The sequence below is a fragment of the Sphingomonas sp. CFBP 8760 genome (assembly GCF_014841615.1).
Lineage (GTDB): Bacteria > Pseudomonadota > Alphaproteobacteria > Sphingomonadales > Sphingomonadaceae > Sphingomonas.
In genome coordinates this window covers 60,773-85,790 of the sequence record NZ_JACYUG010000005.1, presented here as the reverse complement: position 1 = coordinate 85,790, position 25,018 = coordinate 60,773, and the positions used below count along the sequence as shown (strand labels likewise).

Sequence of the window (25,018 nt, the reverse complement as noted above, 5' to 3'; positions counted from 1 at the left end):
GGTGAGGACAGAAATATAAAGACGTTCTCTAAAACATGATATCGATGGGTCGCTTGTTGAGAGGAATAGCCCGTTTCACGCATCTGGCTTAGTTGCCGAATTGAATTCGGCCGCCAACCAATACGCGGATACCGCCATAGGCCAGACGCTGGACCTTCGGCGTCCCGTCCTCGAAGTTCTGGCTAGCGTCCAAGAGTCGCAGCACGCCCTGCTTTCTCAGATTTCGGCCCTCCAGATAGACCTGGAAGTTCCTGTTAACGTTATAGGCGATCTTGGCATCGATATATGTCGTGGCGTCAACGTAGGATGGCGATCCCGGATTGTAGCCATCGCCGGCAAGAGGATTGCGAACGTTGGTATAGCCATCACCGGGGTAATTGAAATCGATATTATTGCCGCCACACGGCGTGATGCAGACAAATTGCGTCGTCCGCCGCTGATAGGCAAGACGCGCATTCAGCTTGCTGTCGTCGTACCAAATGGACGCATTGATAAAGTATTTGGACTCGTTCGTCGGCAACTGCACGTCACCCGTCAGCGGCGCCCGGATGCCCCCAATTTCGGTATCGGACTTGGCAGATGAAATGTTGAAGTCGGCACCTGTGTACTGCAATAGCCAGGGGAGGAAGGTGAACGCCGTGCGCGTCGCTATCTCCCAGCCCTTGCGCTTGTACCCGGGACCATCCTCGTAAGTTGGGATGTTGAAGACCGTGTCGCCGACCGGCTGGCCGGTGATCGGATTGATCTGATCGCTACCGGCAAATACCTGCCGGTCCGCATTGGTCGCGAGCGGATTGCCGATCTTCACATCCTGCACGAAGTAGGCGAACGAGATCGAGGTATCGCGGTTTGGATACCATTCCAGGCTGTAGTTGTAGTTCCACGACGTGAACGGGCTGAGTGCTGGATTGCCGATCCGGCCGCTGCATCCGTTCGGGATCGAATCGTCCTGAAGGATGCGCTCGTCAAGGAGGCATTCACCCGCCGGTAGCAAGGTACCAATACTCGGCCGTGCGACGTTCTTGCCGCCATAAGTACGGGCCACGAGCTTATCGTTGAATGCCCACAGATTGGCGTTGTAGGTTGGTAGCCAGTCGGTTGTCCTGTTCTTGAACGTGACGTTTCGGCGGAAGAACGAGTCCGTGAACGTCGTTGCCGTGGGGTTGGCATAGGTCCGGACACGCAGCGTTAGAAATCCGGTTCCGCGCACGTCAGTGAAGACGCCGCGCACACCGGCGTTGCCAGTGAAGCGCAGCCCGAGCGGCAGGTCCTGCTCCGCATCGGCCATGAGGTAGACGTTCTTGGTGACCTCCATCGTATCTGTCTTCGGCTGATCATAGACCTGACCGTCGCTGGCGGTGCAGGTCTTCACGCAGTCGAGGTTCATGAACTTGTAGGCGTCGAGCTGCTCGAAAATCTTCTGCGGTAGAAGTCCGTCCCTGGTGGTGCCGGTCGAAGCACCTGGGAAGCCTTTGAAAAAGTCCACGGTCGCCGGCTCCACAGACCCCGCGAACAGGTCACGCAACTGTTGGGGGGTTACGACCTCGTTGCCCGAACGGGAGGCGGTTGGATCCGCAGAAGGTGTGAAGCCGAAAACGCAGGGTCGCCCGCCTGTTCCAAGCGAGCCCGCCGTGTCCTCGCAAGCGAACAGCTGGCCCCGGACGTTGGCGGTCGGCACACGTACCGGTGCGACATAGCCGGCAGTGCCGAAGGTTCCGCGGGCCGATGTTACCTCGTAGCCACCGCCACCCCAACGCTCGATCCGCCGGTCCCGATATTGCGCACCGGTTTTGATCCGCGTGATGAAGGGGAAGATGTCTTGGGTGCGATAGGCGACATCAAATCTGGCGTTCTTTTCCGACGTTTCGCCAATTACCGGGGTATAGGTCAGCTGCGTGTTAGCCGACGTCAGCGGTAGTTGCCCAACCGTGTAGCGATTGGGGTCGCCAACGACGCCGAACGCCGGCGTCACCGGGTTGACCGCGGCGCAACCGGGCGCTGTCCGCGGGAATCCAGCAGGTTGAGTCGCCAGACAGGTAGCCGGCGCCAACTGCACATACCGCTGCGGATCATTGAGATCGACGTCAGACGGCAGTTCCAATGTCCAGAGGCCACTCGGCGTGATCGATGCAGTCACATCGCCAATGAAGGTCGACCTGCTGGTACGGAAATCCTCACGGGTAGAGTCAGCCAGGGAAATGCCGGCCATGGCATTTATCTCCAGCCGCTCACCGACATAATCGCCACCGATTTGAGCGTAGCGAGTTTTGACTTCGGTGTTGTTGTCGATTTGATCAACGCCGCCTCGGTTATTAGTGGTGGTAAGCTGCGTCACGTTGTGCAGGGCGTCCACTTCGACGCTACCTGGGCGCACGTTGATTACGTCGCCGCGCAGTGGGTAATTGCTGGCAGTAGATGTCGTGCTGATATTATACGGCGTTGTGCCATAGACCGGATCCAGCAACAGATAGGCGCCCGGCCCACCCGGCGCGTTAGGATTGATCGTATTCTGCTGCGGATAGGTGCCAGTTGGAATGAATGTCCCGGCGGCTTGCGCAATGGGGACGCCACCGGATGAGAAGGCGCGCTGCCTGTCATGACCGGATCGGCTGCTCTGGTTGACCTTGGCATAGACAATGAAATCGTCCGTTACCTGATAGTCAGTGCGAAAATCGATCGACGTGCGGACCTCGTCGTTAGTCTGCACGAGCTGACGGAAATTGTCAGGAAAATAGTCGTTCCACTGGTTGAGGCAGGTCCGCTGCTCGAAGATACGCTGCGTTCTCTGGTTGCTGCTGCTGCTGGCCAACGCGAGATCAGGGAATACCTGCAGGCATTGTGCCTTCGAAGTGGCGCCAGCTGCCTTGGTTAGCAGGGTCCGCGGCGTCTCGGCGCTGTTGCCGAACACGGTGTCTGCTTCCCGATCAGCCGTCAGCGTATCCAGATTGAACGAAAACGTCTTTTCTGGCGAATTGTCGAAGTCGAACCGACGAAGATAGCCGCGAGCACCTCCGGTGACATTTTCCTGGAAGTGCTGTTGGAGTTGGATTTCGGTGCGATTGAAGCTGCCGATGACGCCCAGACGATCGTTGAAAAACTTGTGTGTGGCCACGACGTTAACGTCGGGAGACCATCTATCGCCTAGGGTGGTGCGTTGCCCACCCGCCCGAACCGAGAAATACGGCTTTTTGAAATCGAGACCCGAGCGCGTCTTGATCTGGATCGTGCCGCCCAGCGAACCCTCAGTCATATCGGCGGTAGAGCCCTTGACCACGTCAACGCTCTTGATGAGCTCTGCCGGGAGTTCGCGAAGATCGGCACTACGAGCCGCACCTGCACCCGCGGCGACATTGGTGCCGAGCACGCCCAGGCCGTCCAATTCAACGCGCGTCAGGTCTGGTCCATTGCCGCGGACAGCGACGCTGTCACCCTCCCCTGACCCATTGCGGCTGAGCGCGACGCCAGGGATGCGCGAAATAGCCTCGTTAACATTGCGATCAGGGAAGGAGCCGATGTCGTCGGCAACAATTGAATCGGTGGCGGTACGTGCGTTGCGCTTGCGTGCAATCGCTGACTGCTGACTGGCACGGGCACCAACAACGACGATGTCATTGATCTCAATGCCTGGCTCGGCCGCACCGATCTTAAGTTCGGGGGTTGGCTGAGAGACGCCTGGCGAGGTCTGTGCGTTGATCGTACCGGCTGGGGCGGTCGTGCCCGATTGCTGGGTCGGATCCGCCGACGCTTCGCCGACACCGCACGCCAGCATCAGGCTCAACACAGTCCATGAAGACGTCACTACCATGCGACGCCGCTCGAATTCCCTTTTCATTAATTTGCCCCTCTCCTGTGTGGATCGGCAAGCGTGTCACGCCCGCGTATGTGGGTTTTCCCACCTTACGCCGTACCTTCCCGTCAGCTTGCATCGGTGGCATCAACAGACCAACGATATCTCACATAATGGAACGTACTACCAAATCTGTAATATGACTAGCACCTGTTTCGGCAATGGCAACATCTCATGTCTAACAAATATATAGAAATCATTTTGGTTTAGATTGCGCCTGCGGGCTTATCTTACTCTCGACCGGCTCGTGCGGTAACTTTTTTGCTCTAGGTGTTTAGTCCCGGCATCTGGTGGATCGGGTCGACGATGAACCGGTCTGGCTCTGAGGTCCAGATCCTGGCGATGTATTCGTAGGGTGTGAGACCACTGAGCGTCTTGAGCCGGCGAGCGAAATTGTAGGCGACCATGAAGTCGGCGAGGTGCGTCCGGAGCTGGTCGTGGCTCTCGTAGTGGAAGCGTTTGACGGTCGCCTTTTTGATCGTCTGGTTCATCTGCTCGACCTGGCCGTTGGTCCATGGATGGTTCAGTTTGGTGAGCCGGTACTCGATGCCATTCGCTTTGCAGATCATGTCGAAGCGCATCTGGCGGGACCAAGCGGTGTTGCGGTTGCACGGCTGCGCGGCGAACTGAATGCCCCCTTCGACTTTGCTCAGGACAGGATTGTCGGTCAGGATGGTGTGGATGCGGTAGGGTACGGCTTTCAGCAGGTGTTTCAGGAACTCCCAGGCTGTCCGTCTGTCAGCCTTGTCGACCAGCTGGGTGACCGCGAACTTGCTGGTGCGGTCGATGCCGACGAACAGGTACAGCCCTTCGACAGGCTTGTCTGTGGGAAATGGTATATCCACGAGGTGCCTGAGCGGGGTGGCCACCCCGCTCAGGCGGCGGATGTGAGGCCGTTCGACAGGCTGGTCGACATAGACCGTTCCTGAGCAGGGCCGCATCCGTCTTCCCAAACCCCGGACAGTTGCCAGGGGCCGTGTCCACGGACCCCGCATGACAAGCTTGGGAGACCGGATCATGTCTCAACCCGACCTCTTTGTCGGCATCGATGTTGCCAAGGACGAACTCGTTATTCACCTTCATCCGACCGGAACGTTGTGGCGCGTTGCCAACAGCAAGACAGGTCTTGCCATGCTCGGCCGCAAGCTCACCCGGCTGGCCGGTACGGCCTGCCTGCGGATCGGCTTCGAGGCATCCGGTGGTTACGAGCGCAAGCTTGCTATCCTGCTCGATCGGCTGGGGCTTACCGCCTATCTCCTCGATCCAGCACGGGTGCGCAGCTTCGCCCGCGCCGAGCGACAGCTGGCCAAAACGGATCCGCTCGATGCCGCCGTCATCGCACGATGCCTTGCCGCGCTGCACCTCGATCTCACGGCCCATGTCCACGACCCCGAAGCCATCAGGCTTGCCGAGCATGTTCGTCTGCGCGACCTCGCCGTCGCCCAGGCGGTTCAACTGGGCAACCAGCTCGAGAGCATCGCTGATACCGCTATGCGTCGCCTTATCGTCGCCCAGGTCGTGCGGCTCAAGGCGTTGGCCCTACGTGTAGGCGCTTGCAATCGTAGCGCCCTCCGCTCGCAATCAGAGCCGTTTGCTGCTCGGATTAACTGACATTGGGGCGGCGATGCGGCTCACGTTCTTCGGCACTGTGCTCGTAATTAGCACGTCGTGCTTGCAATCGGAACGGCTCTGCTCGCTTTATCGGACATCGGGCTGCCGCCTACAGTGACCGCAATCCGTGGAAGCGTAATGACCTTGTAATAGTAACGCACAATAAGTTAGTCTCTCCCAAACAAAAGGAGGGGACCATGATTCGCGCCTATCGCCGGGCTTTGATGCTCAATTCGACCGTTTACTTCATGACGATGGGGACCGCTGCCGTGGCGCAGGAAGGTCCTTCCGCTACCGCTGACGCGACCCCTGCTGTGCAGGATATTGTTGTCACCGGCGTGCGCGCCTCGAACCAGCGGGCCGTCCGTATCAAGCGGGCCTCCGACCAGATCATCGATACCGTGTCCGCCAGCGAGATTGGCCAGTTGCCGGATTTTAACGCTGGAGATGCGCTCAAGCGCGTGACCGGCGTGAACACCCTGCTGTATCAGGGTGAGCCGCGCTTCGTGATCGTCCGCGGTTTCAACCAGACCTATAACGATCTTCTCATTGACGGCTTCAGCCTAGCGTCGACCGATATCAACCTCGGTCAGAGCAGTGCTGGTGGTCGCCAGATCTCGATGGAAGTGCTGCCATCGAACCTTGCCTCGCATATCGACGTCATCAAGTCCGCGCTGCCGTCCAACGATGCCAACTTCATCGGCGGCCTCACGAATTTCGCGACGGCGAGCGCATTCGATTTCAAGCGCACCACGCTGACGGCATCGGTCAAGGGCGGGGGCGCTCTCGACAGCAAAGGCAATGGCGGCGACCATTTTGGGGGGCAGGCGGAAATCGCCGGGGCCACGCAATTCGGTGCCGATCGGCAGTTCGGACTGTACCTGTCCGCGACCTATTGGAAACGCCAGATCAATGTTCCCCAGATCGAAACGGGCGGCACGCGCAACTGGTACACCGCTACTGGCACGTTGACGACGCCGTATGGCGGAACGGGCTTCGCCGTGCCGTCCCAGCGTCTCTATTATAATTACCAAAACGAACGCGAACGGCTCGGTTTTCAGGGCCGCTTCGACTGGAAGCCGACCGATGCGCTGTCCGCGTTCGTCAGCGCCTATCATTTCGACCAAAGTGAACGATCCGATCGCAATGACCTGAACGCAGCCGTGCAATCTGCTGCCACGGTTACAAACCAGACCGCCACCAGCGGGACCTTGTCGAACATTACCCAGACTGCGCAGCTTGGGCGCTATCGCTGGAAACGCGACGTCTCCGGCATTTACGGCCGCGCCGATGCGGATATGGGTGGCGGCTGGCGAAGCGATGTGGGCGCAAGCTGGTCGCACAGCCGGGTCGACAACCCCCAGACCGTCGATGCGTTCGCACAGACCCGGCTGCAATATACCTACGACACCAGCGAAAACGTCCCGCTGTTCACGCCTGTGAACGGCACGGCCGCGGGCAATCTTGCCCTGTATCCCGCCAATCTTCACCGCGAGGAGCGGTATCGCCTCGGCGAGGACCGCTACGATCTACAAGCCAATCTTGGCTACAATGCGCATTCCGAAGACCGCGGTTTCGGCGTGATCGCAGGCGCTCGTTTCACTGTCATCCGGCAGGCCGTCAGTCTGACCAGGACCAATTACACCGGGCTACGTTACACGCTGGCCGATGCGGTTGACGGCACGTTGTGCGGTTTTGTGTGCGACACACCGATTCCGACGGTCGACGCGGGCAAGGTTGACGGTTTGTTTGCTGCGGCACGCGCAGGCGCGACTGCCACGATCGACACAGCGGCCCAAGCGGGCGGCACTTACAAGACCAGCGAAGATGTCGCGGCGGGTTACCTTCAGGCACAGTATCGCAGCGATGCGCTTTTCATCGCAGGCGGTGTGCGCGTAGAGCATACTAAGGCGGGATCGAGCAGCACTCAGGCGACTAACGGTGTCTATGCGCCTGTATCGGCAAACCGGACATACACCAATGTGCTGCCATCGATCTCGGCGGTGCTGAACACCAGCGACAGCAGCAAGCTGCGGTTAGGTGCCAGCATGACGGTCAGCCGGCCGAGCTTCGGCGCGTCGTCTTTGCGTGGGGGCGTACTGAACACGATCAGCAATCCACCGTCGCTGACTACCGGCAACCCGGAGTTGAAACCACGGCGCGCGACGAACCTCGATATCGGGCATGACTGGTACATCGATAACGGCCGCGGCATCCTGACCGTCGCGGCTTATTACAAATGGATCAAAGACGACATTTTCACCTTCGGCACGCTGGAGACGATCCCCGGCGTCGCGGTGCCCGTGTTGGTGACGCAGGCAAGGAACACCGATCGAACGGTGCGAGCTTACGGTGTCGAGTTCGGTGCTTCCTATGACCTTACCTTCCTGCCTGCGCCGTTCGACGGGTTCGGCGTCAGTGGCAACGCATCCTTTGGTCGTGCCTATTTCCCGATCACTCTGTTCGATCAGTCTGTGCGGGTGTTCAACAACCTGCCCAATCAGCCCGCCCGGATCTTCAACGCTGCCTTGTCCTATGACAAGGGGCAGGTTCACGGCCGACTTGCCTGGAACCATCTGAGCCAGCTGTGGGACGATCGTTTTCCCAATTTCACGCCTGCCGGGTTCTACGCCAATCGTTTCCAGCAGCCGACGAACAACATCGATCTGCAACTCTCCTACGACGTCACACCGAACGTCACGGTCAGTTTCGATGCACTCAACCTGACGAAACAGGGCATCGAGCAGCGATACGGTCGCGATCAGGAGTTGTTGCAATCGACATGGAAGCTGCCGCGACAGATCCTGTTCGGTGCGAAGGTGAAGCTATGACGACGCGGAGGATGCTGTTGAAGGGAACGGGACTGGCACTGGCGGGCGTCGCAGCTTCGGGGATACGGGCGGCTGACCGCACCCCGCCCGATGTCGGGCGAAAATTCTCGGCCGATGGGCGGGTGTTGCCGTTCGCAGGCAACACGATCATCTGCCACGTGCCCCAACAGGGCTCCGGGTCGGAAGCGTTCGATGCGCTGCTCGATATCTACCGCGCGTTGCCGGGGGAAACCTGGGCGCGCAAGGTGACGGCACTTCCGCCTTCAAGCTATCACATGACTATCTTTGGTGGAGCGAACGACAAGGCGCGGCGCTATCCGCTGTGGCCCGCAGAGTTGCCGCTCGATATGCCCATGACGGAGTGCGACCGCATTTTGGGTGAACGGTTGCGGACGTTCCGCCTCGGCGACGACGCATCGCCTTATCGGATGCGGATCAATCCTGAGGCCCCACCCACCAAGGAGACACCGCTGACGGTTCGCCTGCTTCCCGCCGACGCGGGTACAGAAGCGCGCCTGCGCCGTCTGCGGGATCGGCTGGCGCAAGTGACTGGCATCCGCGAACCGGATCACGATCAATACCGGTTCCATATAACCCTTGGATATCAGTTCGCGGCGCTGACGCCGGAAGAGGACGCGGCTTGGCGTCGATCGCTGGCCGCCTGGAAGATGATGATCGCCCGGCGCGCGCCTGTCATTACACTCGGCAATCCGGAATACTGCCTGCTGAAGGACATGTTCGCCTTCAAGCGGCAGTTCTTCCTGTCATGAGCGGGATGGTGTCCCGCCTGGGGCTGCTGATCGGTGGCATGATGCTAACCGGTGCGGCCCCCGCCGCCCCGCCCGAACGCTACCTGACCGGCAACGGCGTCGATCTTCGCGACGTTCTGCCATTGCCGCCCCTGCCGGGTTCGGAACTGGAGAAACGTGACCGGGCGATGTTCCGCACCGGCAGGCCATCCGTCGGCAGTCCTCGCTGGCGAATGGCGGCATCGGACGTCGATGAAGGTACGGCAGCGATGCTCCGGGATTATTCCGATGCCATCGGCATCGCGCTAACGCCCGATCGCTACCCAGCGCTCGCGCGGCTGTTGATCGCGATGCGTCCTGATGTTGCAGCGGCGATAAATGCCGTCAAACCGCTCTATGCCCGGCGCCGCCCATTTCTGCTCGATCAAGGGCCGGTCTGCGAGGACAAGGTGCAGTTGTCGCACAGTTTTGACTATCCCTCTGGCCATACGAGCTGGGGCACGTCGGTTGCTTTGATACTGGCCGAACTGCGCCCTGACCGGGCCGATGCGATACTCGGCCGAGGGCGGGAATATGGTAATAGCCGTGTCATCTGCGGCGCACACAGCGTAAGCGCGGTCGAGGCGGGTCGGCAGGCCGCAGCCGCGATCGTCGCTGTGTTGCACGGGTTGCCGCGCTTCAGGGCGGATCTGGACGCGGCGCGTCAGGAGCTTGCTGCCGCCCGCTGAGGAGCAGAGGTAGTGAAAGGTGTCTGCGCCCTATCTTACACAGGCAGCGGCGTGTCCCCGTCCTTTCGCGCTCTGACGTGGGCCTATGGCTGCGCGCATGGCGGCAAGACGCTCTTCTGGACCGCCAGCGACCTCTATTTTACCTTCTATATGACCGAAGTCTGCGGCGTCGCACCGCTCTATACCGGTATCATCATCGGTTGCTCATTGCTGTTCGCGGCGCTGGCCGATCTCGGTCTTATTGGCTTGCTCACTCGGCGCGGAATAGGGATTGAACCCGCCCGGATGCAGGCGTGCGGTTCGGTTGCGAGCGCCGCGGCGCTGCTTTTGTTCGCTTCCGTGGCATACGTACCGCCGGATATGCGGCTGGGGGCGAGCATCGTTACCCTGTTTACGTTCCGGGCTGCCTATGCCCTTCTCGATGTGCCGCAGAATGCGCTCCTGGCGCTGGCTACATCGACAGATGAGCAGCGGCGCAGGATGACGGCAGTCCGTAATGCTGCGGGGGCCGTCGCCAGAACTGCCCTGGCTTTCGCCTTCGTACCCGTCATGGCCCATCAGGGGCCGATCGATGCCGGCAGGGCCTTTCTGGGGATGGTTGCGCTGCTGTCGGTGTTTACGATCGTTGGGGCGCTAATCCTGTCACGGCTTGTCGCTGGTCATACTCGCTCGATTGTACAGACTATACCCGATGGCATCCGGCCACACGGCGGTCGCACGTTGATGGCGATGATGACCGTCATGACGATCGCGACGACCATCTTTAGCCAGATCGAACCTTATCTCGCGTCATACGGCATGGGTCGGCACCTGTCCGCGAGCGCGTTCATGGGCTTGATCGCGGTGGGGGCAGCCCTGTCGCAAACTGCATGGTTGTCCTGCAGCATTAGCCGCTCTCCATCTGCCTTGCTCGGTTATGCCCTGGCCATGATGGTGGGTGGCAGTTGCCTGCTGGTCTTCGTTCCACGCGACGTTCTGATCGCCAGCGGTGGTGCCGCCTTGTTGTATGGTATCGGCTTGGGAGGCGTTCTTTTCGTTCTCTGGTCGGGCATCGCTCGCAGTGCGTCTCACGGAGACGCCGTAGGTGTCATCGGGCGTTTCACCGCAGTTGCGAAAATGGGTCAGGGTGTCGCCGTGGTCATCGCTGGCGCGCTTCTCGACGGATGGCTTTCGCGCACGGATGGCGGGGCGCTTGCGGCGGTGATGGCTGGTGCCATTGCAACAGGCGCAATGATCCTCTTGGGCCTGTCGATCATCCAACGTGGACAGGCCCACCATATGCTAACATAATTGACGTTAGTAATAGGAGTACCTGTCGCGGTGAATGCATCTACCGTCGAAGCCAGTTCACTTACGCCGCGCTTTGGTAAAACAGTCTGGCGGGAGAATGCGTTTCGGACACTGACGGGCAACGAACGCGACCTGTTGGGCGCGATCCGGCGCGATGCGCCGATATCTCGTGCCGAACTCGCGCGACGGTCGGGGCTGGCGTTGCCGACCGTCAGCCGCCTTGTTGACCAGCTTTTGCGCGATGGCCTCCTCATAGCGGACGACAAAGTGATGATGAGCAGGATGGGTCAGCCCAGTCTGCCGCTGTCGCTCGCGCCACACGCGGCCTATGCCTTCGGCGTCGCGGTAAGAGCCGACATGATGACGGTCGATCTGGTTCACCTGTCGGGGCGCGTGATCGCCTCGCGAAATGCCCCAACGGCCGGTGCGTCGCGCACCGACATCGCAACGATGATAGCGACGCTGATTGATCAATTGCTCGAGGACGGCGGTGTTCCACCGGAACGCCTCTGCGGCCTGGGTCTCGCGCTGCCTGGATTTTTCGTGAGTGACCCTCTCAGGATCAACGCGCCACTCGGCATGGAGGATTGGGCGACGGCCGATCTCGAACAGGATCTGGGCCAGGCGTTGGGACTGACTGCGATCGCCGACAACGATGGCAGTGCGGCTGCGCTGGGTGAATATCTGTACGGGCACGGCGACACCTGCCCCAGCCTTGCCTATCTTTATATTGATGGCGGGCTAGGCGGCGGAATCATCCAAGACGGCAAGCTCATGCGGGGCAGCCGTGGCAACGCCGGTGAGTTCACAGGGCTTCTTCCACCAGCGATGCGTGCTGACCGGCCTACGCTGACATCCTTGAGGGCGATATTGGCCGAGGATGGCAAATCCTATTCAAGTCTGTCGGACATGTTGACGAGCATTGAACCGGAAATGGGAGGGATCGAGCGCTGGTTGGATCGGTGTGTACCCGCGGCAGACGCGGTCATATCCGCCATCGGTGCAATCTCGGATCCGGATGCGATCGTGATTGGAGGGCGTCTGCCGTCCTTCATCGGCGAGCGATTGGCCAGGCGGCTTTCCTTTTACACCGTACCCGTCCGCGGACGCGATCGCGCGTTTCCAAAACTGCTGGTATCAAAGGTGGATGGGGATGCAGCGGCGCTTGGCGCGAGCGCACTCTGCTTCAATCGAAGTCTGCTCTAGCGGGGCAATTTTTACCGTGCGCCATCATTGCCCTGCGGGCTTCTCTAAAATCAGCGTTTCTGACGAGCGCGGAAACCTGACCGAGCCGCAACGCATTTCCGTTGGTCCAGGCTTGTCAAAACTGTTCTGGAAACCCGCTTCGCAAAAGGCTATGCCTTCGACGACTTTAGAGAAGATCGGGCGTCTATGCGGGTCGGCTATGCCAGGGTCAGTACCACCGACCAGAACCCCGAGCTTCAGCTCGAGGCGCTGCGCCGCGCCGGGTGTGAAAAGGTCTTCACCGAAAAGGCCTCTGGTGCGCGCGATGATCGGCCCGAACTCGCTCGTATTCTGGAAGACGTCTTGCGCGCTGGCGACTCCCTCGTCGTGTGGAAACTCGACCGGCTCGCCCGGTCGCTCAAGAAGCTAATCGCGACGGCCGAGGAGTTGGAGCGCGAGAAGATCGGGCTGGTTTCGCTGACCGAGAGTATCGACACGACGACGCCCGGCGGGATGCTGACCTTTCATGTCTTTGGCGCCATCGCGCAGTTCGAACGCGCACTGATCCGCGAGCGCACCACTGCTGGCTTGGTCGAGGCGCGTAGACAGGGGCGCAAAGGCGGTCGTCCACCCGTCATGCGCGCTAGCGACATAACAGCCGCCCGCGCGATGATGCAGGAGGGATCACTGCCGGTACGCGATATCGCCAAGCGCATGGGCGTTTCGGTCGCAACGCTCTACCGCTACGCCGGCAAGCGTGGTTCTGCCGCCCAGGCACAGGAACCCGCTACCGCGCATGGCTGACCGGGCGAAGCGGCCGCCCGGCGAGGCGCTGGTCGATCTTCGCCGACGATTGTCGTTGTTGCCTCCGCGCGATCCTGGTCGCACCGATATCGTTGCCCGCGCAGCGGACGCCTATGGGATATCGATCTGCACAATGTACCGCGCGCTGCGCGAACTGAACCGGCCGAAGTCCGTACGCCGCAGCGATCATGGCAGCACGCGGATCGCCCCGCAGGCGGAAATGGAGCGCTATGCCGAGATCGTCGCCGCGCTGAAGATCAGGACCACGAACAAAAAGGGCCGGCATGTCTCGACAGCACGCGCCATCGAGTTTCTGGAAACCGATGGCGTCGAGACACCCGAAGGCCTTGTGAAAGTTGCGCCCGGTCTTCTGAAGCGAGCTACCATCGACCGGCTGCTGCGATCGTCGGGGCTGGATTATACGCGCGTCACGCGTCCGGGAGCGGCAGTCCGCTTCCAGGCACGACGATCGAACGAACTATGGCATTTCGACATGAGCCCATCCGACCTCAAGCATGTCGAAGCGCCGCTGTGGATCGAGCAGGGGCGCGGCAAACCGACGCTGATGCTGTTCTCGGTCGTCGATGACCGTTCGGGCGTGGTCTACCAGGAATATCGCTGCGTCTATGGCGAGGACGCGGAATCGGCGTTGCGCTTCCTGTTCAACGCCTTTGCAGCCAAGCCGGAGCCGGAACTTCCTTTCCAGGGGCTGCCGGTGACGATCTACATGGACAACGGTCCGGTCAGCCGCTCGCGTGTATTCCAGTCGGTGATGGGCAGCCTCGGCGTGCGCGTCCTCACCCACCTGCCGCCCAAATCTGACGACCGACACACCGCAGCCCGCGCGAAGGGCAAGGTCGAGCGGCCGTTCCGTACGATCAAGGAGGTGCACGAGACACTGTACCACTTCCACAAGCCCAAGGACGAGGAAGAGGCGAACCTGTGGCTGCGACGCGCGCTCGTCACCTACAACAATGCCGATCACCGTTCCGAACATCGAGAGCTTTGCGACGATGTTCCTGAACTACGATCTGCTCGCCAAGCGCTGGGTGCCCTACAGCTACGTCTACCCCTTCGCTGAGGGGCTTGCAGGCGTGCTCATGATCTCGGGCGCGCTCACTTGGCTGTCAGTGCCCATTGCGCTGTTCATCGCGACGATCGGTGCCGTGTCGGTGTTCAAGGCGGTTTATATCGACAAGCGGGAACTCAAGTGCGCTTGCGTTGGCGGCTCGAACAATGTGCCGCTCGGCTTCATCTCGCTCACCGAGAATCTAATGATGATTGCCATGGCCGTGTGGATGGCTCTCGCCGCCCTCGGCCTCGTGACCAGCTGAGTTCATTTGATGAACCAGACCCCGACGCACACGGTCAAAACCTCCGCCCCGGCCAACGTGGACGCCTCCTCCACGGCGGCATATCGTGCGGCGCATCACCGGATGATGACCGCGATGAACGTCCCCTACACCGTGAGGCAGACGTGGACTTCATGCGCGGCATGATCCCGCACCACGAAGGCGCCGTTGCGATGCCCAAGGCGGCGTTGGAACATGGCCGTGATCCTGAGCTTCGGCAGCTGGCTCAGTCCGTTGTCGCCACGCGTTCCTGGCCGGCGCGGTCGCTCTTGTTCTGGCGGCGATCATCACCGGTGTGTTCGTGAACTCGAGCAGGGGCGAGGTGTCACCGACGGAGCACCTTAACGTTCATTGAGCGGCATGCGGCCAGTCGGATTTGAAGAGTAATGCTTCTGGTAGGCCGCGCATTCGCCCGTGTGCCAACCAGCGGCTACAGGTGTTGGGCGGTGGACCGGCAAACTACAGAGCTGAATGCCAGGATCAGCGAGCTTCGGCGAGTCCACACGTCCCTACGCCGTCTCGCGCGGCAGTACGGAAGCGGCGTAGCATGGCCATGCCCGAGCCTGATGGCATTCTAGAATGTCGGTCAGCTGCCGTCCACCCGGCCGTAATTCTCGGGAGCTGCACCAGACTTTACCCTTCGAGAACATCGACACCTAGCAGGGTTCGGACAGCCGGGGAATCCTCCTGACGACCTAGTCGAGCATCGACTGGCTCGTCAGGATGTCGCGAGTGCCGCTGCGACCGCCTGATCCAAATCGGCCAAGATGTCGTCGATATGCTCCAAGCCGATCGATAGGCGAACATAACCATCCGATACCCCGGTCGCGAGTTGCTCGTCGGCGGACAATTGCGAATGCGTGGTCGTAGCGGGATGGATGGCGAGGCTGCGAGCGTCACCAATGTTGGCGACGTGGTAGAATAGATTGAGGGCGTCGATGAAGCGTCGACCCGCCTCGCGGCCCCCATCCAGCTCAAAGCCAATCAGCCCTCCCATGCCGCCAGCCAGGACGTGGTCCGCCGTCGCTCGCGCCTTACCCGTCAGCAACGAAGGGTGGATCACCCGAGCAACGCCAGCGCGGGCCTGCAAGAAATCGACGACCTTCAGGGCATTCTCACAGTGGCGCGGCATGCGCAGGGGAAGCGTCTCGACTCCCTGCAATATCTGAAAAGCATTAAACGGCGAAAGTGCGGCGCCGCAGTCGCGTAGTAGGACGACGCGGGCACGCAGCGCATAGGCGATCGGCCCGAGCGGGCGAGCTGCCTCGGTCCAGACCGCGCCATGATAGCTGGCATCGGGCGTGTTCAGCTGCGGTTGCCTTTCGGGCAACGCGCTCCAGTCGAAATTGCCGCCATCGACGATCATGCCGCCAATCGAAGTGCCGTGGCCACCGATGTACTTGGTAGTCGAATAGACGACGACCGCTGCGCCATGATCGAACGGCCGTGCCAGCAGCGGAGCGGCCGTGTTATCGACAATCAGAGGAACCCCGAGCGGTCGGCCCAGGGCAGCGATCACCGCCAGTGGTGCCACGACCAGCTTGGGATTAGGCAGGGTCTCGACGTACCAGGCCCGCGTCCGTTCGTCGGTAGCGCGTACAAACTCATCGGGATCGGCCGGGTCGACGAAGCGCGTCTCGATGCCCATATCGCGTAATGTGTTGGCGAACAGATTGTACGTGCCGCCATACAGGTCGGTGCCGCTGACGATGTTGTCGCCAACCCGGGCGAGATTCTGGATCGCATAGGTCGACGCGGCCTGACCGGAGGCGACGGCGACTGCTGCCGCGCCGCCTTCAAGCGCGGCGATACGCTGTTCGAGGACATCCGTCGTCGGATTGCCGAGGCGTGTATAGATATTCCCGAGTTCGCGCAGGGCGAACAGGTCAGCGGCATGCGCGGCGTTCCGGAATTGGTACGACGTGGTCTGGTAGATCGGCGGAACAACCGCCCCGGTGCTCGGATCGGCGCGCCAGCCGGCGTGCAGGGCGAGGGTTTCAGGACGGTAGGTCGGGTTCGTCATGGTAGGTGCCTCGTGTGCCGTGATGTTCGCTGCGCTAGACGTTCAAACTGAAATACGCTTTCCATCCGCAGAAATCGACGGACGCTGTGCGGCACCTTCCTTCTTAGCAAAAGCTGAGAGATCGGCCATGCTGAGCCTGTTTGTAGACCTAGCTGTCATGCGCTTGCTTCCTCTTCCGCGTTGGTTGCTTCTTGCACCAGCGGGAAAGCTCGACCCTCGGATTAAGGTAATCAGCGGGCCCATACTCTACAATACATAGTCGGGATTTGGTCGTTATAACCAGCACGATTCCCCATTGATAGAATCTACCAAATACGGAGACTAAACACTGCATAGCAGGCCTGCATCAGCCAGTGCCGACCAAAATCCGATCGGAATAAAAAAGTGGTAGAGGTCCAGCGTCTCCGCCATCCGCCTTGGATCGTTGATCCCGGGAAGTACGGCGGCGACGCATGGATGCGCTAGCGGAAATTGGAGCGCGGCCGCAGCCAAAGGCACCTGCCATGTATCGGCTATCGTTTCGATCAGCCGCACCCGTTCGATCACGTTCACAGGAGCTGGGCCATAGTCATAGAACGGCACACCATGGCCCCGTGTACCGGTGGCAAGAATGCCGCTGTTATAGGGCGCACCGGCAATCACCGACACACCGTTGGCGACGCACAGCGGGAACAGGCTGTCGAGCGGCGTCTGTTCCAGCAGCGTGTAGCGATTGGCGAGCAGCAGCACGTCGAGCGGCGCGACGTTGATCGCGTCGATGCACACCTGCACCTCGTTCACGCCCAAGCCAAATGCGCGGATCGCGCCTTGATCCCGCAAGGAGACCAGCGCGTCGAATCCGCCGCCGCGCGTCAGCTGGTCCCAGTAACCGTCATGCGCGTCGCCCTGCACGTACCGGCCGATATCGTGGACCAGCAGGATGTCGATGCGGTCCAGCCCAAGCCGGTGGAGGCTCGCCTCGAACGACCGCAGGATGCCGTCGCGGCTGTAGTCATACGCGATCCGGAACGGCATCGGCGACAGGAAGCCGTCGCACTCCTCCTGCTCGGTGACGGACGCGTCCGGGACCAGCAACCTGCCCGCCTTGGTCGACAGGATCACGCTGCGATCGCCTTCGCGCAGCGCGTCCCCGACCCGACGCTCGCTCAGCCCGCGACCGTAGAACGGCGCGGTATCGACGAGATTGATGCCGGCTGTCACTGCGGCATGCACCGCGGCCTGCGCGGTCGCATCGTCGACGCGCCGGTTCAGATTGCCCAGCGACGCGGCGCCGAACGCCAGTTCGGTCACCCGTAGTCCGCTTTTCCCGAGCGGACGGGTCGGCAGGGCGGGTCGTGCGTCCGTCATCGCCCGCTCACCCTGCGCTGACTGCGGCGACGAAGTCCTGCCGCTGTTCGCCCAGGCCCGCGATGCCCAGGCTGACCACGTCCCCGGCCTTCAGATACCAGGGGGTCGGCTTCTGCCCGAGGCCCACGCCCGGCGGCGTGCCGGTGGTGATGATGTCGCCCGGCTCCAGCGCCATGAACCGCGAGCAATAGGCGACGATGTCGGCCACCGTGAAGATCATCGTCGCGGTGCTGCCGTCCTGCACGCGCTTGCCGTTGACGTCGAGCCACATCGTCAGCGTCTGCGGATCGCCGACCTCGTCGGCGGTGACCAACCACGGGCCTACGGGTCCAAACGTCGGGAAGCCCTTGCCCTTGTCCCAGGTCGGGCCGCGCTCGATCTGCCATTCGCGTTCCGAGACGTCATGGACGACGCAATAGCCCGCGACATGGTCCAGCGCCCGTTCGCGGGCGATATCGTGCCCGCCGGTGCCGATCACCACGCCCAGTTCGACCTCCCAGTCGGTCTTCACCGATCCGCGCGGGATCGTGACCGGATCGTTCGGCCCCTGGATGCAATTGACCCATTTGCTGAACACCACCGGCTCTTCTGGGATCGGCAGGTTCGATTCGGCGGCGTGGTCGGCATAGTTCAGGCCGATGGCGATGAACTTGCGCGTACCGGTGACCGGCGGGCCATAGCGGACGCCCTCGGGGACCAGTGGCAGGTCGTCGATCGCAAGCGCGGACAGCGTGCGCAGCGCGTCCGGTGCGATCTCCGCCGGGCCGAAATCGGTGACGTGCGCCGACAGGTCGCGGATGCGGCCGGCGGCATCGATCATGCCGGGGCGCTCCTGCCCGGCTTCGCCAAAACGACAGAGTTTCATGACGATCCCTTCACGTTAGAAAAATTGGCCGGCGCGTTCGCAAGGATCGCACCGTCGATCGCGGCAATGGCGTTGACGCCGGTGAGCGTCATCGCGACCTTCATCTCACTCGCCAGCATGTCGAGCATGCGGGCGACGCCCGCCTCTCCGCCCGCCGCCAGCGCATAGAGCCACGCCCGGCCGAGCAGCACGCCCTTTGCCCCCAACGCCAGCAGGCGCACGACATCCAGCCCGATGCGGACGCCGCCGTCGGCCAGCACGGTCAGGCGATCGCCGACCGCCGCGACGATCGGCGGCAGCGCGGCCACGGTCGACAGCACACCGTCCAGCTGGCGGCCGCCGTGATTGGAGACGACGATCCCGTCCGCGCCGTAATCGGCCGCGGCGCGCGCATCTTCCGGATCGAGGATACCCTTGATGATGAGCGGGCCGTCCCATTCGGCGCGCAGCCAGTCCAGATCGCTCCAGCGGATACCCGGATCGAAATTGGCGCCCAGCCAGCCCATGTAATCGTTCAGGCCGCTGTCGCGCCCCAGCACCGGTTCCAGATTACCGAGTTGGTGCGGACGCCCCCGCAAACCGACATCCACCGCCCAGCCGGGCTTGCCGATCGCCTGCGCGATCCGCCGCACCGCAGCGCCCGGCCCCGACATGCCCGAATGCGCGTCGCGGTAACGGATGCCCGGGATCGGCATGTCGACCGTGAAGACCAGTGCCTCGGTACCGGCCTGCTTCGCGCGCGCGATCAGTTCGCGCATGAAGCCACGGTCACGGATCACGTAAAGCTGGAACCACAGCGGCCCCGTGGGCGCACCGCGACGCAGTTCGTCCATCGCGCAGATGCCGACCGTCGACAGCGCGAACGGCAGCCCGTGGCGATGCGCGCCGCGTGCCGCCTGAACCTCCCCCCGCCTGCGGTACATGCCCGCGATCCCGACCGGGCCGAGCACCACCGGCAGCGGCAGATGCCGCCCGAACAAGGTCGTGCCAAGGTCCAGCGTCGCAACGTCATGCAGCACCCGCTGACGCAGCGCCAGCCCGCGCAGATCGGCGACGTTTCGGTGGAGCGTCTCCTCCGTAAAGGCACCGCCGTCGGCATAATCGAACAGGAAGCGCGGCAGACGCCGGCGTGCCGCCGTCCAGAAATCCTCCACCGATGCGATCGCGGTCATCGGCCGCTCACGCCATCGTCCAGCCGCCGTCGACCGCCATCAGACAGCCGGTCGTATAGGCGCTTTCGTCCGACGCCAGATACAGCGCAAGTGCCGCGATCTCGGCCGCAGTGCCGATCCGTCCCATCGGCTGGCGCGCGACGAAAGCGCTTCGCGCAGCCTCCGCATCGCCCGTCGCGGCAAGCCGCGCGTCCAGCGACGGCGACTGCACCGTGCCAGGGCAGATGGCGTTGCAGCGGATGCCGCTGCCAACATAATCCACCGCGACGGCGCGGGTCAGGCCCGCCAGCGCGCCCTTCGACACGCAATAGGCGAAGCGATTAGGCACCCCGATCATCACGCCCGCCACCGAGGCGACGTTGACGATCGATCCACGCCCCGCCGCGATCATCGCGGGCAGCATGGCCCGCGTCATGCGCATCGCGGCGTCCACATTGAGCTCGAACGACAGTCGATACCCGCGCTCCGTCGTCGAAAGCAGGTCGCCCGCATCGACATAGCCCGCGCAATTGACGAGGATGTCCACCGTTCCGACCGACTCTCCCAACGCGTCCACCACGGCGGCATCAAGCAGTTCGATAGTCATCGTCGTGCATCCCGTAAGCGTCGCCAGCGCCTCCGCCTGCACGTCCAGCGCTATCACCTCGGCACCCTCGCGTACGAACAGCTCGACCGTTTCGCGACCGATCCCCTGTGCCGCGCCGGTCACCAGCGCGCGCTTACCGGCCAATCTGCTCATGTCATCTCCTTGTTCGATAAATGATCGCTCAGTCGGAACACGGCATGCGCCTCTGGCCATGGTTCCCCGTCCCCGAACGGCGCGCGTTGCAATGTCGTCATGCGGAGCTGCCATGCTGCTAGGTCCGGGTCCGTTCGTTCGCTCTCCGCCAGACCCGCTGGATCGAACTCTTCGCCCAGGTGCAGGATCATCACCAGCCGGTGCCCGGCACGAAAGATCTCCATTTCAGCGATGCCGTGCCGATGCAGCGCCTTGATGACGGCCCGCGGCGTCTGACCGGTGGCATGCGCGTCGTCATAGGCTTCCAGTGTTGCCGACTCGGCGGCCAGATCCATGATCCTGATGACCCGCCGCATCTTCATCGGTCCCCCGCTTCACTCCAGTCGCGGCCTTTTGCCGATACTGCTCCGGCGTCATGCACCAGCCGACGTCCACCAACCTCCGAGGCCGAGGAGCTGCAAATCCATACCAGCACCAGTCGCCTGATACTTATTTACGACGTCACTGAGATTTCAGATTATATTGCAGACGATGGGTGCCTTCGCAAGCAGTTATCTGTCTCACGGTAGCGCCGGGGGCCGAAATGGCTTGCAACGCTCCTGCGTCAAACGGGGACGAGCGCGACCAGGGATCGTAGCCGGCGTCCCGCGGATCGCATAAGCCATCCATTTTCTCTTTGTACGCCGGTCTCAGGCCGAACCTGCGCGGCCAATTCTGTCCGCCGACCGCGGAGGGGCGTGGGCCCATGCGCCTAAACCATCCCAAGTATCCGTTGCAGTGCGGCCTGGAAGTGTCGCCCCAACGCCGCTTCTGCCTCGTCGGTGTCCCGCCTGTGGCACGCTTCCAGGACATCGATATGCTCGCGCAGCGTCCGTATCATCCGCGGCGGGGTGGATGTCACATCGAGGCGGATGAGATCGACGTAGTTTTTCAGCCGTCGCGCGGTAGTTTCGATCATCGGGTTCCGCAGCGCGCCGATCATGGATCCGTGGAAGCGTTGTTCCAGATCCTCCATCGTGATCGCGGCCGCCTCCGTGATGCCATCCCGTTCGATGAGTTCGAGAAGGGTGCGATGTTTCTCGAGCAGCCCGGTGATTTCGGCCAAGTTCGCCGTCTCGGCATACGCGCGCGCCGCCGACCGCTCGATCACCGAGCGGAACTGATAGGTCGATCGCGCCAGCTCCATGTCGGCCTTCAAGAACTCGATACCGGATCGTGCATGGATCTTCAGGATACCTTCGGTCTCCAGCACGCGAAGTGCCTCGCGCAGCGGCTGGATGGGGACATCAAGCAAGCGCACCAGTTCGCCTTGCGAAATGAAAGACCCTGCCGGCACCCGCCGATCGAAGAGCCCCTCGAGTATGCGCCGATAGGCAAGGTCGCCCAGACGACGCCCCGACCCCGACGGTTCCGAAGCAGCAAGGGAACGTGATTTCGCGCGGGAAGATGCGGGTGCTGGCTTATTCATAACTGCCACCGATACCGACTTTTTGAGGCTACCGCCAAGCCGAGTCGAAGTGGAGTGCCGCCGTATCATTTGGCTAGTTCCTTACGGACCCCAGCTGCGTCGATCACCGCACGCGCCGCCTGCGGCCATGCGGCCCCCCCGACGAGCACGTTTCCGTCCAGCCGGTTGTCCATATACGCATCCCATGAACCGCCCAGCTTGCCGCCATTGTACCAATTACCCGTAGCGCGGTTCTCGATCGTCGTTCGATGCGGCAGATAACCGTCCATCGTATTGGCATTCAGCCAGATCCCGGCCCCGTCGATCACGTTCTGGCGAAGAAGGGTGTAGCGTGAGCCCTCGTCCAGATAGAGGCCGATCGCTCCCGGCACATCGTACACATAGTTTTCGGCAATCAGCGCGCCGGGATCGGCGGACAGATGGTAGATCGCACCGCCATCCTCGAACCACGTTTTGACGCGATGCACCCGATTGCCGCGGACTACGGTGTCGCGCAGGATCGTCGGGGTGTCGTAGACGATATTGCCGGGCTGGTCGTAATAGCCGCGCGTACGCGAGCGATAGGCTCCGCTGCCACCGGGGTCATTGACTCCCCACCCCCAGCCGATGTCGATCCCGTCATAGGGCGCGCCGGATACGTCGTTGTGTTCGATGATCGTCCCGGCGGCGTAGGTGACGAGGACAGCAGCCTGCTCCTTGAAATCCTGGGAGACGTTCTCGATCCGATTGTCAGCAATTACGACGTTGCGGACGCCCATCTCGGCACGCGGCGGATGATGCGCGTCTGGGGTGATGCCGCCGACCATGATCGCACCGCCGGACAGATCTCTGAAACGGCTGTGCCGCACCTCCACTCCGGCCGCGCCGAACCCGATCCCGCTGGCATTCGCATCCGGATTGTTACCGATGCCCAGCGCGATCTGACCGAGGTGGGCGAATTCGGCATGATCGAACGTAACCCGCACTGCCGCCGCGACCTGCACCGCCGCGGGCTGTTGCCGCCAGCGATTGCGCATCGTCTCGAACGCCCAGCAACCCCAGCTGCAATCGCGCAGCGGATCAGCCGGGTAGCCGGGGACCACACCCGCAAGATACGCGCCACTCTGCTGGCTGGCATATCCCTCCGCGCTCGAAGGTCCCAACCAGCTGGTATAGCCGAAGGCGATCCCGGAAAATTGGAGATCAGCGACCGGCCGATCATAACTGCCCGCGATCGACGCCAGCGACTCCAGCCGTGGCAGCACCGCCTCGGTGCGTGACATGTTCTCGCCAGCGCGCGGCTTGTAATAGAGCTTTCCCGCCGCAGGATCGACGTACCACTGACCCGCTTCCCGCAGGAATGCGAGCGCATTGATGAGGAACATGCGGGCGCTGGCGACGGACACCGGACGTCCCAGCGTGTCATAGCCAATCAGGTTGTTGCGCCAGCCGGGTTGCTGCATCCGGATCGTATCGCCTTCGATGCTCGCAACCATCGCACGCCGGTCGGTGAAGAAGCCGGTGTGTTCGACCTCGATCCGCGACTGATCGGGCAATCCGGCCAGGAAACCCCAGGCCGGATCGATGATCTTCATGCCGGTAGCGGTGATCTCGACAGCCTTGCGGGGGATCTGCACCTGGGCACGCTGCGCCATCCGGCCGTCGACCCAGAAATGGCGCGGGTCCAGCCCGCGCGGCACGTCGGCGACCCAGATGTCGCGCGCCCGATCCGCAAGCGTCCAGCCGGTGACGGCAGAGCCGCCCGAGATCCGCGGATGGGCGCCCGGCGCCGCCTGCCAGCGAACCACATTCCCATCCTGCCCGCCATCCTCGGCACCGAAACGCAACGGTACCGTCAGGGGATACAGGCCCTCGGCAAGCGTGACGGTAACGGAATGCGTGCGATTGGCGCGTCGCACCGCCTGCTGCGCCCGCTCAAGCGTGCGGAACGGGTGTGCAATCGATCCATCGCCGTCGTCGGATCCCGCCGGCGATATCGCGATCGCGACCGGCACAGCGGCGGGCGCGACCGGAAGGGTAATTCCGCCGAACGCCGCATGTGTATCAGGTCCGCTGTTGCGGGGAGGCAGCGGGATATCGGGCATCGGCGGCAGTTGCTGCGCGTTCGCTGCCCCGGCGCACCCCAACAGCATCAACGCCGAACGACTGAATGAAACCCTAGTCACTGCTCATCTCCCGCTTGTGCTTCCAGGCTGTAAAATTGCTCGGCCGCGCCAGCGAACAACCGGGCCTTGTCGCCGCCCTGCGATCCGGTCAGCCGCGCCGCATCGTCAAACCAGCTGCGACAGGTCACGCCGTCACGGGCGAGGATTGGCCAGTCGCTACCCCACATCAGCCGCGGGCCGAAACTTGCCACCAGATGGGCGACATATCCCGCCAGTGCATCCGCCGACGCACCGGGCGCCTGTTCGGTGCGCAGGCCGGACAGCTTGCACCATGCTCCCGCCGCGGCCAATGATGCCATGCCGTCGCGCCATCGATCGGCCATGCCCGGGGCGGCGTCGGGCTTCGCACCGTGATCGATGACCACCGGCAGGTCGGGCCAACGCGCGGCGAACTTCTCCAGCATCGGCAGGTGGCGCGGCTGGACCAACGCATCGAAGGTCAGGCCATGATCGATCATCGCGCGCACTGCGGGCGCAAGCCCATGCCCCAGCAACCAGTCGGTATCGTCGATGGACTGCAGCATTGGCCGCAAACCGCGCAATTTCCTGTTCGCGGCTAAGCTCGCGATTCGCGTGGGGGCGTCGGGTGCGGCCAGATCCACCCAGCCGACCACGCCGAGCACCAGCGGATCGTGCGCAGCGACTGCCAGCATCCAGTCGGTGTCGGCATCAGTCGGCTGCGACTGGACGAGCACAACCCCGTCAAGTCCGACACCCGACGCCGCGCTCCGCAGGTCCTCGGCGCCGAAATCCCGGTGCAACGCGGGCGTTTCCGCGGTCGGCCATTCATGTCCGGGTGTCGCCAGCGACCAGAGATGCACATGCGCGTCGATCACTCCCAT

General features: G+C 62.4%; 18 protein-coding genes and 3 pseudogenes. 10 read left to right on the top strand and 11 right to left on the bottom strand.

Features of this window, described 5'->3' with window-relative positions:
- Positions 1-88: 88 nt before the first annotated feature.
- Positions 89-3,769: a TonB-dependent receptor gene (locus IFT82_RS08345; protein ID WP_244646624.1), complete on the bottom strand. Its 3,681-nt coding sequence runs from the start codon at positions 3,767-3,769 to the stop codon at positions 89-91.
- Between the two features lie 344 nt (positions 3,770-4,113).
- Positions 4,114-4,653: pseudogene (locus tag IFT82_RS08340) on the bottom strand (integrase core domain-containing protein); the annotation flags it as partial.
- Between the two features lie 211 nt (positions 4,654-4,864).
- On the opposite strand from IFT82_RS08340, the gene IFT82_RS08335 reads away from it, so the two are divergent.
- The 10 genes and pseudogenes from IFT82_RS08335 to IFT82_RS20445 all read left to right on the top strand — a co-directional run bounded on the left by IFT82_RS08335 (position 4,865) and on the right by IFT82_RS20445 (position 14,702).
- Complete coding sequence (locus IFT82_RS08335) at positions 4,865-5,458, top strand: IS110 family transposase (RefSeq protein ID WP_192125860.1); 594 nt, start codon at positions 4,865-4,867, stop codon at positions 5,456-5,458.
- A 197-nt stretch (positions 5,459-5,655) separates the two neighbouring features.
- Positions 5,656-8,289: a TonB-dependent receptor gene (locus IFT82_RS08330; RefSeq protein ID WP_192125859.1), complete on the top strand. Its 2,634-nt coding sequence runs from the start codon at positions 5,656-5,658 to the stop codon at positions 8,287-8,289.
- Entirely contained in the window at positions 8,286-9,059 is a 774-nt protein-coding gene (locus IFT82_RS08325) for a DUF1868 domain-containing protein (protein WP_192125858.1), read from the top strand. The genes IFT82_RS08330 and IFT82_RS08325 overlap by 4 nt, the downstream gene beginning before the upstream one ends.
- Positions 9,056-9,766: an acid phosphatase gene (locus IFT82_RS08320; protein WP_207105757.1), complete on the top strand. Its 711-nt coding sequence runs from the start codon at positions 9,056-9,058 to the stop codon at positions 9,764-9,766. The genes IFT82_RS08325 and IFT82_RS08320 overlap by 4 nt, the downstream gene beginning before the upstream one ends.
- Before the next feature lie 51 nt (positions 9,767-9,817).
- Complete coding sequence (locus IFT82_RS08315; RefSeq protein WP_192125856.1) at positions 9,818-11,056, top strand: MFS transporter; 1,239 nt, start codon at positions 9,818-9,820, stop codon at positions 11,054-11,056.
- A 30-nt stretch (positions 11,057-11,086) separates the two neighbouring features.
- Positions 11,087-12,262: an ROK family protein gene (locus tag IFT82_RS08310; protein WP_192125855.1), complete on the top strand. Its 1,176-nt coding sequence runs from the start codon at positions 11,087-11,089 to the stop codon at positions 12,260-12,262.
- 186 nt (positions 12,263-12,448) lie between these two features.
- The gene (locus tag IFT82_RS08305) at positions 12,449-13,045 is read left to right on the top strand and encodes a recombinase family protein (RefSeq protein ID WP_192125854.1); all 597 of its coding nucleotides are present in this window, start codon (positions 12,449-12,451) and stop codon (positions 13,043-13,045) included.
- Positions 13,038-14,060, top strand: a pseudogene (locus tag IFT82_RS08300) (IS481 family transposase); the annotation flags it as partial. The gene IFT82_RS08305 and the pseudogene IFT82_RS08300, both read left to right, overlap by 8 nt.
- A pseudogene (locus tag IFT82_RS08295) lies at positions 14,038-14,379 on the top strand (MauE/DoxX family redox-associated membrane protein); the annotation flags it as partial. The pseudogenes IFT82_RS08300 and IFT82_RS08295, both read left to right, overlap by 23 nt.
- Positions 14,380-14,531: 152 nt before the next feature.
- A complete protein-coding gene (locus IFT82_RS20445; RefSeq protein WP_199860406.1) occupies positions 14,532-14,702 on the top strand; it encodes a DUF305 domain-containing protein in 171 nt (56 codons plus the stop codon).
- A 413-nt stretch (positions 14,703-15,115) separates the two neighbouring features.
- On the opposite strand, the gene IFT82_RS08285 is transcribed toward IFT82_RS20445, so the two are convergent.
- From IFT82_RS08285 to IFT82_RS08245, 9 genes are all read right to left on the bottom strand, one after another.
- Entirely contained in the window at positions 15,116-16,420 is a 1,305-nt protein-coding gene (locus IFT82_RS08285; protein WP_192125853.1) for an O-acetylhomoserine aminocarboxypropyltransferase/cysteine synthase family protein, read from the bottom strand.
- Positions 16,421-16,741: 321 nt separating this feature from the next.
- Positions 16,742-17,767 (bottom strand): aldo/keto reductase, encoded by a 1,026-nt coding sequence (locus IFT82_RS08280; RefSeq protein ID WP_192125852.1) that lies wholly within the window; start codon positions 17,765-17,767, stop codon positions 16,742-16,744.
- A 7-nt stretch (positions 17,768-17,774) separates the two neighbouring features.
- Positions 17,775-18,632, bottom strand: a complete 858-nt coding sequence (locus tag IFT82_RS08275) for a fumarylacetoacetate hydrolase family protein (protein ID WP_192125851.1) — start codon at positions 18,630-18,632, stop codon at positions 17,775-17,777.
- Positions 18,629-19,804, bottom strand: coding sequence for an FMN-dependent L-lactate dehydrogenase LldD (gene lldD / locus IFT82_RS08270; protein WP_192125850.1), 1,176 nt, complete (start codon positions 19,802-19,804; stop codon positions 18,629-18,631). Before lldD ends, IFT82_RS08275 begins: the two co-directional genes overlap by 4 nt.
- A 7-nt stretch (positions 19,805-19,811) precedes the next feature.
- Positions 19,812-20,543: an SDR family oxidoreductase gene (locus IFT82_RS08265; protein ID WP_192125849.1), complete on the bottom strand. Its 732-nt coding sequence runs from the start codon at positions 20,541-20,543 to the stop codon at positions 19,812-19,814.
- The gene (locus IFT82_RS08260) at positions 20,540-20,878 is read right to left on the bottom strand and encodes an L-rhamnose mutarotase (RefSeq protein WP_192125848.1); all 339 of its coding nucleotides are present in this window, start codon (positions 20,876-20,878) and stop codon (positions 20,540-20,542) included. Before IFT82_RS08260 ends, IFT82_RS08265 begins: the two co-directional genes overlap by 4 nt.
- A gap of 416 nt (positions 20,879-21,294) precedes the next feature.
- Positions 21,295-22,011: a GntR family transcriptional regulator gene (locus IFT82_RS08255; protein WP_192125847.1), complete on the bottom strand. Its 717-nt coding sequence runs from the start codon at positions 22,009-22,011 to the stop codon at positions 21,295-21,297.
- Between the two features lie 65 nt (positions 22,012-22,076).
- Positions 22,077-24,143, bottom strand: coding sequence for a right-handed parallel beta-helix repeat-containing protein (locus IFT82_RS08250; RefSeq protein ID WP_244646620.1), 2,067 nt, complete (start codon positions 24,141-24,143; stop codon positions 22,077-22,079).
- Positions 24,144-24,172: 29 nt separating this feature from the next.
- A complete protein-coding gene (locus IFT82_RS08245) occupies positions 24,173-25,018 on the bottom strand; it encodes an amidohydrolase family protein (protein WP_192125845.1) in 846 nt (281 codons plus the stop codon).

Bases quoted from the DNA above. Each gene is read 5' to 3' on its own strand.
- IFT82_RS08260 (WP_192125848.1), bottom strand. From the start codon at position 20,878: ATGGATCTGGCCGCCGAGTCGGCAACACTGGAAGCCTATGACGACGCG.
- IFT82_RS08255 (WP_192125847.1), bottom strand. From the start codon at position 22,011: ATGAATAAGCCAGCACCCGCATCTTCCCGCGCGAAATCACGTTCCCTT.
- IFT82_RS08335 (WP_192125860.1), top strand. From the start codon at position 4,865: ATGTCTCAACCCGACCTCTTTGTCGGCATCGATGTTGCCAAGGACGAA.
- IFT82_RS08320 (WP_207105757.1), top strand. From the start codon at position 9,056: ATGAGCGGGATGGTGTCCCGCCTGGGGCTGCTGATCGGTGGCATGATG.
- IFT82_RS08330 (WP_192125859.1), top strand. From the start codon at position 5,656: ATGATTCGCGCCTATCGCCGGGCTTTGATGCTCAATTCGACCGTTTAC.
- IFT82_RS08325 (WP_192125858.1), top strand. From the start codon at position 8,286: ATGACGACGCGGAGGATGCTGTTGAAGGGAACGGGACTGGCACTGGCG.
- lldD (WP_192125850.1), bottom strand. From the start codon at position 19,804: ATGACCGCGATCGCATCGGTGGAGGATTTCTGGACGGCGGCACGCCGG.
- IFT82_RS08285 (WP_192125853.1), bottom strand. From the start codon at position 16,420: ATGACGAACCCGACCTACCGTCCTGAAACCCTCGCCCTGCACGCCGGC.
- IFT82_RS08280 (WP_192125852.1), bottom strand. From the start codon at position 17,767: ATGACGGACGCACGACCCGCCCTGCCGACCCGTCCGCTCGGGAAAAGC.
- IFT82_RS08345 (WP_244646624.1), bottom strand. From the start codon at position 3,769: ATGCTGGCGTGCGGTGTCGGCGAAGCGTCGGCGGATCCGACCCAGCAA.
- IFT82_RS08250 (WP_244646620.1), bottom strand. From the start codon at position 24,143: ATGCTGTTGGGGTGCGCCGGGGCAGCGAACGCGCAGCAACTGCCGCCG.
- IFT82_RS08305 (WP_192125854.1), top strand. From the start codon at position 12,449: ATGCGGGTCGGCTATGCCAGGGTCAGTACCACCGACCAGAACCCCGAG.
- IFT82_RS08265 (WP_192125849.1), bottom strand. From the start codon at position 20,543: ATGAGCAGATTGGCCGGTAAGCGCGCGCTGGTGACCGGCGCGGCACAG.
- IFT82_RS08275 (WP_192125851.1), bottom strand. From the start codon at position 18,632: ATGAAACTCTGTCGTTTTGGCGAAGCCGGGCAGGAGCGCCCCGGCATG.
- IFT82_RS08245 (WP_192125845.1), bottom strand. From the start codon at position 25,018: ATGGGAGTGATCGACGCGCATGTGCATCTCTGGTCGCTGGCGACACCC.
- IFT82_RS20445 (WP_199860406.1), top strand. From the start codon at position 14,532: ATGCGCGGCATGATCCCGCACCACGAAGGCGCCGTTGCGATGCCCAAG.